At 60.2% G+C, this 12098-nt stretch carries 9 protein-coding genes and 1 pseudogene; 9 read left to right on the top strand and 1 reads right to left on the bottom strand.

The window, feature by feature from the left end:
- Positions 1–60: 60 nt before the first annotated feature.
- The 5 genes and pseudogenes from K5E40_RS10815 (at position 61) to K5E40_RS10800 (ending at position 5074) form a co-directional block, all read left to right on the top strand.
- Entirely contained in the window at positions 61–657 is a 597-nt protein-coding gene (locus K5E40_RS10815) for a biliverdin-producing heme oxygenase (protein ID WP_221730708.1), read from the top strand.
- Positions 658–814: 157 nt separating this feature from the next.
- Positions 815–1210, top strand: coding sequence for a YbaN family protein (locus K5E40_RS10810; RefSeq protein WP_221730707.1), 396 nt, complete (start codon positions 815–817; stop codon positions 1208–1210).
- A gap of 187 nt (positions 1211–1397) precedes the next feature.
- A pseudogene (locus K5E40_RS35585) lies at positions 1398–2630 on the top strand (chemotaxis protein); the annotation flags it as partial.
- 150 nt (positions 2631–2780) lie between these two features.
- Positions 2781–3536: a methyl-accepting chemotaxis protein gene (locus K5E40_RS35580; RefSeq protein WP_409339134.1), complete on the top strand. Its 756-nt coding sequence runs from the start codon at positions 2781–2783 to the stop codon at positions 3534–3536.
- Between the two features lie 191 nt (positions 3537–3727).
- Positions 3728–5074: a CoA transferase gene (locus K5E40_RS10800; protein WP_221730705.1), complete on the top strand. Its 1347-nt coding sequence runs from the start codon at positions 3728–3730 to the stop codon at positions 5072–5074.
- Positions 5075–5226: 152 nt separating this feature from the next.
- Here K5E40_RS10800 and arcD (K5E40_RS10795) read toward each other — a convergent pair whose 3' ends face one another.
- The gene (arcD, locus tag K5E40_RS10795) at positions 5227–6654 is read right to left on the bottom strand and encodes an arginine-ornithine antiporter (protein WP_221730704.1); all 1428 of its coding nucleotides are present in this window, start codon (positions 6652–6654) and stop codon (positions 5227–5229) included.
- Between the two features lie 447 nt (positions 6655–7101).
- On the opposite strand from arcD (K5E40_RS10795), the gene arcD (K5E40_RS10790) reads away from it, so the two are divergent.
- The 4 genes from arcD (K5E40_RS10790) (at position 7102) to arcC (ending at position 12065) form a co-directional block, all read left to right on the top strand.
- Positions 7102–8529: an arginine-ornithine antiporter gene (gene arcD / locus K5E40_RS10790; RefSeq protein ID WP_221730703.1), complete on the top strand. Its 1428-nt coding sequence runs from the start codon at positions 7102–7104 to the stop codon at positions 8527–8529.
- 35 nt (positions 8530–8564) lie between these two features.
- The gene (arcA, locus tag K5E40_RS10785) at positions 8565–9821 is read left to right on the top strand and encodes an arginine deiminase (protein ID WP_221730702.1); all 1257 of its coding nucleotides are present in this window, start codon (positions 8565–8567) and stop codon (positions 9819–9821) included.
- A gap of 112 nt (positions 9822–9933) precedes the next feature.
- Complete coding sequence (locus K5E40_RS10780; RefSeq protein WP_221730701.1) at positions 9934–10944, top strand: ornithine carbamoyltransferase; 1011 nt, start codon at positions 9934–9936, stop codon at positions 10942–10944.
- 191 nt (positions 10945–11135) lie between these two features.
- Positions 11136–12065, top strand: coding sequence for a carbamate kinase (gene arcC, locus K5E40_RS10775; protein WP_221730700.1), 930 nt, complete (start codon positions 11136–11138; stop codon positions 12063–12065).
- Positions 12066–12098: the final 33 nt, after the last annotated feature.

Below are 12098 nucleotides of genomic sequence, written 5' to 3'. Positions count from 1 at the left end.
ACGCTCAGGCACTGGCCCGTTCGTCTCGTTATCAAGCGCCTCTTCTATCAAGGACACCCCATGACCCCTACGGGAAAAGCCCTGCGTTCGCAACGCCTGAACCAGATCACTCACGCGCCGCACACCAAGCTCGACGCGCTGGTCAAAGCCCACGCACCGTTCGAAACCCGCGCCAACTTCGCCCGGTTTGTCGTTGCGCAGTACCTGTTCCAGTCGGAACTGGTTGAGCTGTACAACGATGCCGAACTGACCGCGATCATTGCTGACTTGCCAGCCCGGTGCCGCGCCGAAGCGGCCAAGGCTGACCTGGCGGATCTGCACACCGACGTGCCGGCCCCAGTGGCCGGCGCGCTGAAAAATCCGAGCAAGGCCCGCGCCCTGGGCTGGCTCTTCGTCTCCGAAGGTTCCAAACTCGGCGCGGCGTTTTTGATCAAACGCGCCGTGGCGCTGGAATTGAGCGAAACCTTTGGTGCCCGTCACTTGGGTGAACCGCAAGGTGGACGCGCCGAAGGCTGGAAGCGTTTCGTCAAAACCCTAGACTCATTGGTGTTCACCGCTGAGGAAGAGGCCGACGTTGAGCAAGGCGCAATCGACGCCTTTAACCGCTTCACCGTGCTGCTGGAACGAGCTTATGCGACTGAAGCAGAAATGGCCTGACACTTCCCTTCTGAGAGCGGGCTTGCTCGCGAATGCGGTCTGACATTCAAAGAATGGGGTGGCTGACACTGCGCCTTCGCGAGCAAGCCCGCTCCCACAGGGAATTGCATAAGCCTGTAAGATCCCGATCCAGCTTCATAAACCACGCGCTGAGCCCATGCCGCAACCCGCCTCCTCCAAACTCGCCCGCCTGCTGTTCGGCCTCTTGGCCTATGTCAGCCTCGGCATCGGCCTGATCGCCATCGTCGTGCCCGGCCTGCCGACCACCGAGTTCATCCTGCTCGCGGCCTGGGCAGCAACCCGCAGTTCGCCGCGCCTGAGTGCCTGGCTGGAAAACCATCGGCTGTTCGGACCTATCCTGAGCAACTGGCGCAACGGCAAGATCATTGCGCGCAAGGCCAAGGTCAGCGCCACGATCAGCATGCTGCTGTGTGCGACGTTGATGCTGGTGCTGCTCGATCACGGCTGGCCGGTCTATCTGGCAATTGCCGGGATGAGCTTGGGCAACCTGTGGATCTGGTCGCGACCGGAAACCACCCCGTCACCACGCTGAAACTTCCCTGTAATCAAGCCTTTTTTCGACACATTCTCCTGCGCAAACGTTTAACGACGACCGTTCGTCGGCACTGCCCTCATGCGTCCCCGCCTCACGCCGATGTGCATTGAATGGCGCTGAATGGATTTGGCGAACAGGGTCACTCCCGACGTGGCCAACCGCTCATTCATTCGCGAGAACGCCCATGTTCGACTCTCTTTCCATTCGCCTGAAAATCGTCCTGCTCTCTGGTTTGTGCCTGCTCGGTGTGGTCGCGCTGATCGTCGGCATGAACATCTACCAGACCAACCAGAACGACAAACTGGTCAGCCACTCCAGCAGCAAGATGCTCACCGCCAGCGTAGAGAATCTGCTGCAAGCCAAAGCCGCCGAGCAAGCGGTGCGGGTGCAGAAAACCTTCGGCGAAAGTCTGACCGTGATCACGGCGCTGGCCGACCAGATCAAGGACATGCGCGTGATGGCCGCCAAGCGTTCGCTGGAGGCTGGCGCGCTGCGTGAAGAGTTGAACCAGAGCCTGAAAACAGCCTTCGAGCGCAACGACAAAGTGCTCGGCATCTGGCTGGCATTCGAACCCAACGCGCTGGACGGCAAGGACAGCGAGTTCGCCAATGACGCCGCCCGTCAATCCAACGAAGCCGGACGTTTTGCCAGTTACTGGAGCCGCGCCGCCGGCTCGGCGCTGAACACGGTCATGGTCGAAGAAGACATGACCAAAACCACGTTGAGTGTCAGCGGTACGCCGTACAACAGTTGGTACACCTGCCCTCGCGACAACAAGCGCACCTGCCTGCTCGACCCGTATGCCGATACTGTCGGCGGCAAGGAAATGCTCATGACGACCATTTCCGTGCCCTTGATCGTCGACGGCAAAGCCATCGGCGTGGTTGGCGTCGACATCGCCCTCAACGCCCTGCAGGCCGCCGCGGTGGACTCCCAGCGTGACTTGTTCAACAACGCCGGGCACATGTTGATCGTCTCGGGCAGCGGTGTGCTGGGGGCCGACAGTGCCGACGCCACCAAGGTCGGCAAGACGATCACCGACACCCTCGGTGCCGATGGCAAGGACGTGCTGCAACTGATCGGCAGCGGCACACCGAAAATTCTCGAACAGGGCGACCTGATCCGTGCGGTGTATCCGGTCGATCCGATCGGCAACTCCCGTGCCTGGGGCGTGGTCATTGACCTGCCGAAACAAGTGTTGCTGGCCGACGCGGTCAAGCTGCAAGCAGTGCTGGATGAGGCGCACACAACCGGCATGATCACAGCGCTGTTAGTGGCGGTGGTGGCCGGCGTAATCGGCCTGCTGCTGATCTGGCTCACCGCTTCGGGCGTCACCCGCCCGATCAACAGCGTCGCCCAGATGCTGAAAAACATTGCCAGCGGCGAAGGCGATCTGACTCAACGTCTGGACTACACCAAGAAGGATGAACTGGGCGAGTTGGTGAACTGGTTCAACCGTTTCCTCGACAAACTGCAACCGACCATCGCCCAGATCAAGCAGAGCATCACCGAAGCCCGTGGCACCGCTGATCAGTCCTCGGAAATTGCCCGCCAGACCAGTGAAGGCATGCAGGTGCAGTTCCGCGAAATCGACCAGGTCGCCACCGCGTCCAACGAAATGAGCGCCACCGCCCACGATGTTGCCAACAGTGCCTCGAACGCGGCCAATGCTGCGAAAGGAGCCGACCAGTCGGCGAAGGAAGGTATGTCGATCATCGAACGCAGCACCCGCGATATCAGCCAACTGGCCGACGAAGTTAGCAAAGCGGTGACCGAAGTCGAGGAGTTGGCGGTCAACAGCGAGCAGATCGGCTCGGTGCTGGAAGTGATCCGCAGCATCGCCGAACAGACCAACCTGCTGGCCCTCAACGCGGCCATCGAAGCGGCCCGCGCCGGTGAGAGCGGTCGCGGCTTTGCGGTGGTGGCAGACGAGGTGCGCAACCTGGCCAAACGTACCCAGGACTCGGTGGAAGAAATTCGCGTGGTCATCGAACGTATCCAGACCGGCACCCGTGGCGTGGTCGCGACCATGCACTCAAGCCAGACCCAGGCGCACAACAACGCTGGGCAGATTCGTCAGGCTGTGGATGCACTGGGCAAGATCAGCGATGCGGTGACCGTGATCAGCGACATGAACCTGCAAATCGCCAGCGCCGCCGAACAGCAAAGCGCCGTGGCCGAAGAGGTCAATCGCAACGTCTCGGCGATCCGTACGGTGACTGAAACCTTGACCGAGCAAGCCACTGAATCGGCGGCAATCAGCAGCCAGCTCAATGCCCTGGCCAGTCAGCAGATGAAGTTGATGGATCAGTTCCGCGTCTGAAAATCAGCACTGCCCGCTGTGGGAGCGGGCTGGCCCGCGAAGGCGTCGGCACATTCAACATCATCGTTGACTGATAGACCGCTTACGCGAGCAAGCCCGCTTTCACAGGGTCAGCGTTCATCCGTCAGCACTTTCATCTGACCAGACAACGTTTTGCACTATCATCGCCCTCTCGCTCCGGAGGGCCTTTGATGACTGATTTACTCACGTCCATTCAAGCCGCACTCGGCTTGCCGCACACGCCGATTGCGTTCACCGCCAGTGGCGCCCTGCCCTCGGCGTTCGCCGTGACCGACCTGGCCTGCGCCAGCATTGCCGGTGCCGGACAAGCCATCGGCGAATTGCTCAAACAACAGACGGGCCGTTTGCCGGCCGTTGAAGTCGACCGCCGATTAGCCTCGTTCTGGTTCGCCACCTCGCTGCGCCCGATTGGCTGGCAAGTGCCGCCGCTGTGGGACCCCGTCGCCGGTGACTACGCCACCCAGGACGGCTGGATTCGCCTGCACACCAACGCCCCGCATCATCGTGCTGCCGCTGAAAACGTGCTGGGTATCTGTGCCGATCGTGCAGCGATGGCTGCAAAAGTCGCGCAATGGACCAGCCAGGATCTGGAGCAAGCAGTCGTTGACGCCAAGGGCTGTGCCGCGCAGATGCGCAACTGGGCGCAGTGGCAACAGCATCCGCAAGGGTTGGCGGTGAATGCCGAGCCGCTCGTCCATTTCATCTGCGATCAGCACCCATGCGGCAAAACCTGGCAGGGCTCGGTGGCGCAACCGTTGGCCGGGATCAAGGTTCTGGACCTGACCCGCGTACTCGCCGGCCCGACCGCCAGCCGTTTTCTCGCCGGTCTCGGCGCCGATGTACTGCGTATTGATCCGCCCACCTGGGGCGAACCCGGCGTGGTGCCGGAGGTGACGCTCGGCAAGCGCTGCGCGCGTCTGGATCTAAAGGTGCCGGTGGATCGTGCGGTGTTCGAGACGTTATTGCAGGACGCCGACATTCTGTTGCACGGCTACCGCGCCGATGCGCTGGAGAACCTTGGTTTTGGCGTTGAGCGGCGGCGGCAACTGGCGCCGGGGTTGATCGACGTCGGCCTCAATGCCTATGGCTGGAGCGGCCCGTGGCACAACCGCCGCGGCTTTGACAGCCTGGTGCAAATGAGCAGCGGCATCGCCGAGGCCGGACAGCGCTGGCAGCACGCAGACAAACCGACGCCTTTACCGGTGCAGGCGCTGGATCACGCCACCGGGTATCTGATGGCGGCGAGTGCGATCACTTTGCTCACCGAACGCTTGCACAGCGGTCGAAGTGGATCGGCACGGTTGTCGCTGGCGCGCACGGCGAAGCTGTTGATCGAGCATGGACGGGGCACCGATGAAGCGCTACGCGCCGAAGATGATCAGGATAAGGGCCTGCTCGTTGAACAGACCCCGTGGGGGCCGGCGCATCGCGTGCAAGTGCCGGTAAAGATCAGCGGGACGCCGCTGCAGTGGGCGTTGCCGGCCACCGAACTGGGGTCGCATCAAGCGCAGTGGTGATGAGCTTTCGGGCCCCTTCGCGAGCAAGCCCGCGCCCACATTTGACCGAGTTTCTTCTGACGGAACGCGATTGAATGTCGGAGCGGGCTTGCTCGCGAAGACGGCCGCACCGACACCTGCGATTCAGGGTCAATCTGTGCGGCTCGTCAACCTCACAACGACAGCACCCCGCTGTACAGACCGTAAGCCGCCAGCCCCGCGCCAATGATCACGCAGGTGAAAATCCCCTTCTCGACAGGGGTGAACAGCGGCTCGCCCTGTTCATGCTTGGCCTTGGCAAACAGGATCACCCCCGGCGCATACAACAGCGCCGACAGCAGCAGATATTTCACCCCGCCGGCGTACAACAACCACACCGCATAACACAGGGCGATGCCGCCGATCAGCAGGTCCTTGGTGCGCTCGGCCGAGGCGTGTTCGTAGGTTTCGCCGCGTCCGCTCAACAGCACGGCGTAGGCGGCCGACCACAGGTACGGCACCAGAATCATCGACGACGCCAGATAAATCAGACGGGTGTAAGTGCCGGCCGAAAACAGCGTGATCAACAGGAAAATCTGGATCATCACGTTGGTCAGCCACAACGCATTGACCGGTACATGGTTGGCGTTTTCCTTTTTCAGGAGCGCCGGCATGGTCTTGTCCCGGGCCGTGGCGAAAAGAATTTCGGCACAGAGCAACGCCCACGACAGCAATGCGCCAAGCAACGAGACCGCCAGGCCAATGCTGATCAGCAACGCGCCCCACGGCCCGACGATGTGTTCCAGCACCGCCGCCAGTGACGGGTTCTGCAGGGTCGCCAGTTCCGGCTGGCTCATGATCCCCAGTGACAACACGTTGACCAGCACCAACAGCGCCAGCACACCGATGAAACCGATCACCGTGGCACGGCCAACGTCACTGCGTTTCTGCGCCCGCGCCGAGTACACGCTGGCGCCCTCGATGCCGATGAACACGAACACCGTCACCAGCATCATGTTGCGCACCTGATCCATCACCCCACCAAAACTCGGGTTGCTGTGGCCCCAGATATCACGGGTGAAGATGTCAGCCTTGAACGCCAGGGCGGCGATGACGATGAACATGATCAGCGGCACAATCTTGGCCACCGTGGTCACCTGATTGATGAACGTCGCCTCCTTGATCCCGCGCAGCACCAGAAAATGCACGGCCCACAGCAGCACCGACGCGCAGCCGATAGCGATGGGCGTGTTGCCTTGGCCGAACACCGGAAAGAAGTAGCCGAGGGTGCTGAACAGCAGAACGAAATAACCGACGTTGCCCAGCCACGCACTGATCCAATAACCCCATGCCGAGGAAAACCCCATGTAGTCGCCAAATCCGGCCTTGGCATAGGCATAAACACCTGAGTCCAGTTCGGGCTTGCGATTGGCCAGGGTCTGGAACACGAACGCCAGGGTCAACATGCCGATCGCGGTGATCCCCCATCCGATCAGAATCGCCCCGGCATCGGCGTGCGCCGCCATGTTCTGCGGCAGGGAAAAAATTCCCCCGCCAATCATCGAACCCACCACCAGGGCGATCAACGCACCCAGTTGCAGCTTTTGCGTCGGTTGCGACATTTCAATCTTCCTTTTCCCGGGTCGACGGTGGCCGCTCATTTATCACATAGTCACTATTTAACTAAACGGATAAAGCGTAATTACGTTTATTGAATAACACCGATTAACGCCTTTTATAAATAGCCAATAACGCTAACGCCAAAAACGGACAGGCACTTTCTTCGCGCGGGTCCTGATTATTTTATTCTGTACTGAAAACAGAGGCCGATATTTGCCAAACCCTGAAAAAGAACTAGCTTGATAGTTCCAAAGGAAAAGGGGCCATTCCCAATCATATTGAGCGAAAGCCTCTGAAACGGGCCTTTCCGGCGAAAGCTTTATGCCATCAGTCATTTCATAAGTCATTCATTAACAATGAAATGTGACCATCAACTGATCCACGTCAGCTGTTTGAACAGATAACAGAAGTACGCTGTGATCTCTTCTCTCCTGCAATGGAGTCATGCAATGTCTCAAGCTCCCGGAAAACTACGATTAGGCGCACTGGTTGCCTTGGTAGTCGGATCAATGATCGGTGGCGGGATATTCTCTTTGCCACAAAACATGGCCGCCAGCGCCGACGTCGGTGCCGTGCTGATCGGTTGGGCCATTACCGCTGTCGGCATGCTCACCCTCGCTTTTGTTTTCCAAACCCTCGCCAATCGCAAGCCTGACCTGGACGGTGGCGTGTACGCCTACGCCAAGGCCGGATTCGGTGATTACATGGGGTTCTCGTCGGCCTGGGGTTACTGGATCAGCGCTTGGCTGGGTAACGTCGGCTACTTTGTTTTGCTGTTCAGCACGCTCGGGTACTTTTTTCCGGTGTTCGGCGAGGGGAATACCGTCGCCGCGGTGATCGGCGCGTCCGTGCTGCTGTGGGCGGTGCACTTTCTGGTGCTGCGCGGGATCAAGGAAGCAGCGTTCATCAACCTGGTGACCACCGTCGCCAAGGTGGTGCCACTGCTGCTGTTTGTATTGATCGCCGTCTTCGCGTTCAAACTGGACATCTTCACCGCTGACATTTGGGGCGTGAAAAACGCTGATCTGGGCAGCGTGATGAACCAGGTGCGCAACATGATGCTGGTCACCGTGTGGGTGTTCATCGGCATCGAAGGCGCGAGCATCTTCTCGGCACGGGCGGAAAAACGTTCCGACGTCGGTAAGGCCACCGTGATCGGCTTCATCACCGTGCTGCTGTTTCTGGTGCTGGTGAACGTGCTGTCGCTGGGCATCATGACTCAGCCGGAACTGGCCAAACTGCAGAACCCGTCGATGGCCGCCGTGCTTGAACATGTGGTCGGTCACTGGGGTGCAGTGCTGATCAGCGTCGGTCTGATCATCTCGCTGCTGGGGGCGCTGCTGTCGTGGGTGCTGCTGTGCGCAGAGATCATGTTCGCCGCCGCCAAAGACCACACCATGCCGGCGTTCCTGCGCAAGGAGAACGCCAACCACGTCCCGGTCAACGCCTTGTGGCTGACCAACGCGATGGTGCAGGTTTTCCTGATCATCACCCTGTTCTCGGCCAGCACTTACCTGTCGCTGATCTACCTCGCCACGTCGATGATTCTGGTGCCCTACCTGTGGTCGGCGGCGTATGCCCTGCTGCTGGCGGTGCGCGGCGAAACCTACCAAGGCTTCGCCGCCGAACGGCGCAAGGATCTGATCATCGGCGCGATCGCCGTGATCTATGCGGTCTGGCTGCTGTATGCCGGCGGGATCAAGTACCTGCTGCTCTCGGCCCTGCTCTACGCCCCGGGCGCGATCCTGTTCGCCAAGGCCAAACTGGAACTCAAACAACCTGTTTTCACGAACGTCGAGAAGCTGATTTTCGCCGCTGTGGTCGTCGGTGCCCTGGTGGCAGCCTACGGCTTGTATGACGGCTTCCTGACTCTGTAGCACCTGATTGATTTGTTATCTGGAGGATCACTGAAATGACCACGGAAAAAGTTAAGTACGGCGTCCATTCCGAAGCCGGCAAACTGCGCAAAGTCATGGTTTGCTCCCCAGGTCTGGCCCATCAGCGGCTGACCCCGAACAACTGCGATGAACTGCTGTTCGACGACGTGCTGTGGGTCGCCCAGGCCAAACGCGACCACTTCGACTTCGTCACCAAGATGCGTGAACGCGAGATCGACGTACTGGAAATGCACAACCTGCTGACCGATATCGTCGCCATCCCTGAGGCACTGGACTGGATTCTCGATCGCAAGGTCACCGCCGATTCGGTGGGCCTGGGCCTGATCAGCGAAGTGAAGTCCTGGCTGCGCAGCCTCGAACCACGGCACATTGCCCAATACCTGATCGGCGGCGTCTCCGCTGATGACCTGCCGGACAGCTTCGGTGGCAAGACCATTCAGATGTTCCGCGACTTCCTCGGCCACTCCAGCTTCATTCTGCCGCCGCTGCCCAACACCCAGTTCACCCGCGACACCACGTGCTGGATCTACGGCGGCGTGACGCTGAACCCGATGTACTGGCCGGCGCGTCGTCAGGAAACCCTGCTGGCCACCGCCATCTACAAATTCCACCCGCAATTCACCAACGCCGATTTCGAGATCTGGTACGGCGACCCGGACAAGGATCACGGCAGCGCCACCCTGGAAGGCGGCGACGTCATGCCGATCGGCAACGGCGTCGTCCTGATCGGCATGGGTGAGCGCTCATCGCGCCAAGCAATCGGCCAACTGGCGCTGAACCTGTTCAAAAACAAAGCCGTGGAGAAAGTCATCGTGGCCGGCCTGCCGAAGTCCCGCGCAGCGATGCACCTGGACACCGTGTTCAGCTTCTGCGACCGCGACCTGGTGACGATATTCCCGGAAGTGGTCAACCAGATCGTGGCGTTCACTCTGCGCCCTGACGAAAGCAAACATGGCGGCATCGATATCCGCCGCGAAGAATCGAGCTTCCTCGACACCGTGGCCAAAGCCCTCAACCTCAAAGCGCTGCGCGTGGTGGAAACCGGTGGCAACAGCTTCGCCGCCGAACGCGAGCAATGGGATGACGGCAACAACGTGGTAGCGGTGGAACCGGGCGTGGTCATCGGCTACGACCGCAACACCTACACCAACACCCTGCTGCGCAAGGCGGGCGTTGAGGTCATCACCATCAGCGCCGGGGAACTGGGCCGTGGTCGTGGCGGCGGCCACTGCATGACCTGCCCGATCATCCGCGACCCGATCGACTATTAATTTTTTGACTAATGACGACCCGACGCTGTGAACGCGTAGCGAGCGCAGGAAAGACAAGGCGAAGGCGCACAGCCTGCAGTCGCTTTCACAGTGTCGGGCAAGGAGATCCATCATGGCTTTTAATATGCGCAACCGCAGCTTGCTGAGTTTGATGCACCACACCACTCGCGAGATCAACTACCTGATCGACCTGTCTCGCGACCTCAAACGTGCCAAGTACACCGGCACCGAGCGTCCACACCTGCAAGGCAAGAACATCGCGCTGATCTTCGAAAAAACCTCGACCCGCACCCGCTGCGCATTCGAAGTCGCGGCCCACGACCAGGGTGCCCACGTCACCTACATCGATCCGGTGTCGTCGCAGATCGGCCACAAAGAGAGCATGAAAGACACCGCCCGTGTTCTCGGTCGGATGTTCGACGCCATCGAATACCGTGGCTTTGAGCAGGAAATCGTCGAAGAGCTGGCCAAGTTTGCCGGAGTGCCGGTGTTCAATGGTTTGACCGCTGAATTCCACCCGACGCAAATGATCGCCGACGCGCTGACCATGCGCGAACACAGCGACAAGCCGATGCACGACATCAGTTACGCCTACCTCGGCGACGCCCGCTACAACATGGGTAATTCGCTGTTGATGATCGGCGCCAAGCTTGGCATGGACGTGCGCATCGCCGCGCCGAAAGCGCTGTGGCCGCACGCTGACTTCATCGCCCAGTGCATGGCGTTCGCCGAAGAAAGCGGCGCACGCATCACCATCACCGAAGACCCGAAAGAAGCGGTCAAGGGCGTCGACTTCATCCACACCGACATCTGGGTGTCGATGGGTGAGCCGGTGGACGCCTGGGACGAGCGCATCGAGCAACTGCTGCCGTACCAGGTCAACCCCCAAATGATGAAAGCCTCCGGCAACCCGCGCGTGAAATTCATGCACTGCCTGCCGGCGTTTCACAACAGCGAAACCAAGGTCGGTAAAGACATCGCCGCGCGCTATCCGCACCTGGCCAATGGCGTTGAAGTGACCGAAGACGTCTTCGAATCGCCGGCCAACATCGCCTTCGAGCAAGCGGAAAACCGCATGCACACCATCAAAGCGATTCTGGTGTCGACGCTGGCTGATCTCTAAGACCCGACCCGTTCTCACTGAAAAAACCGGCTGTAAATGTGGGGGCGGGCTTGCTCGCGAAGGGGCGATATCAGGCGACATTGATGGAGCCTGACACACCGCCTTCGGGAGCAATCCCCCTCCCACAAGGGCCCGGTTCCGACAGCAAGATCGAGTCGTTTGCCATTCCTCTGTTTTAGAAGGACTGCACCATGCGTATCGTCGTAGCGTTGGGCGGTAACGCCCTGCTTCGCCGTGGTGAGCCGATGACCGCTGAAAATCAGCGCGCCAACATCCGCGTCGCCACCGAACAAATCGCCAGGATCCATCCCGGCAATCAACTGGTCATCGCCCACGGCAATGGCCCGCAAGTCGGCCTGCTGTCGTTGCAAGCGGCGGCCTATACCTCCGTCAGCCCGTACCCGCTGGACGTGCTCGGTGCCGAAACCGAAGGCATGATCGGCTACATCATCGAACAGGAGCTCGGCAATCTGCTGGACTTCGAAGTGCCGTTCGCCACCCTGCTGACCCAAGTCGAAGTCGACGCCAACGACCCGGCGTTCCAGAACCCGAGCAAACCCATCGGCCCGGTTTACGACAAGGCTGAAGCGGAAAAACTCGCCGCTGAAAAAGGCTGGGCGATTGCACCGGACGGCGATAAATACCGCCGTGTGGTGGCCAGTCCTCGGCCCAAACGCATCTTCGAGATCCGCCCGATCAAGTGGCTGCTGGACAAGGGCAGCATCGTGATTTGCGCCGGTGGCGGCGGCATCCCGACCCTGTACGACGAACACCGCAAACTCAAGGGCATCGAGGCGGTGATCGACAAGGATCTATGCTCCTCGCTGTTGGCCGAACAACTGGACGCGGATTTGCTGGTGATCGCCACCGACGTCAATGCCACGTTCATCGACTTCGGCAAACCCAGCCAGAAAGCCATCGCCCAAGCGCATCCGGACGAACTGGAGCGCCTCGGGTTTGCCGCCGGCTCCATGGGGCCGAAGGTACAGGCAGCCTGCGAATTCGCCCGCCATACTGGCAAGGTCGCCGTGATCGGCTCGCTGGCGGACATCGAAGCGATTGTCCAGGGCAATGCGGGTACGCGAGTCAGCACAGCGAAACCCGGTATCACTTATCGATAATCAGAAACTCCGGGGGCAGGCGTAAGGTCTGCC

The sequence above is a fragment of the Pseudomonas baetica genome, assembly GCF_019733355.1.
GTDB lineage: Bacteria > Pseudomonadota > Gammaproteobacteria > Pseudomonadales > Pseudomonadaceae > Aquipseudomonas > Aquipseudomonas baetica_A.
The sequence above is the reverse complement of the archived record's forward strand: the minus strand, read 5'-3'. Positions and strand labels throughout refer to the sequence as shown.

Coding starts and splice junctions, on each gene's coding strand:
- arcA (WP_221730702.1), top strand. CDS start 8,565: ATGACCACGGAAAAAGTTAAGTACGGCGTCCATTCCGAAGCCGGCAAA.
- arcD (WP_221730703.1), top strand. CDS start 7,102: ATGTCTCAAGCTCCCGGAAAACTACGATTAGGCGCACTGGTTGCCTTG.
- arcC (WP_221730700.1), top strand. CDS start 11,136: ATGCGTATCGTCGTAGCGTTGGGCGGTAACGCCCTGCTTCGCCGTGGT.
- K5E40_RS10800 (WP_221730705.1), top strand. CDS start 3,728: ATGACTGATTTACTCACGTCCATTCAAGCCGCACTCGGCTTGCCGCAC.
- K5E40_RS10780 (WP_221730701.1), top strand. CDS start 9,934: ATGGCTTTTAATATGCGCAACCGCAGCTTGCTGAGTTTGATGCACCAC.
- K5E40_RS10815 (WP_221730708.1), top strand. CDS start 61: ATGACCCCTACGGGAAAAGCCCTGCGTTCGCAACGCCTGAACCAGATC.
- K5E40_RS10810 (WP_221730707.1), top strand. CDS start 815: ATGCCGCAACCCGCCTCCTCCAAACTCGCCCGCCTGCTGTTCGGCCTC.
- arcD (WP_221730704.1), bottom strand. CDS start 6,654: ATGTCGCAACCGACGCAAAAGCTGCAACTGGGTGCGTTGATCGCCCTG.
- K5E40_RS35580 (WP_409339134.1), top strand. CDS start 2,781: ATGCAGGTGCAGTTCCGCGAAATCGACCAGGTCGCCACCGCGTCCAAC.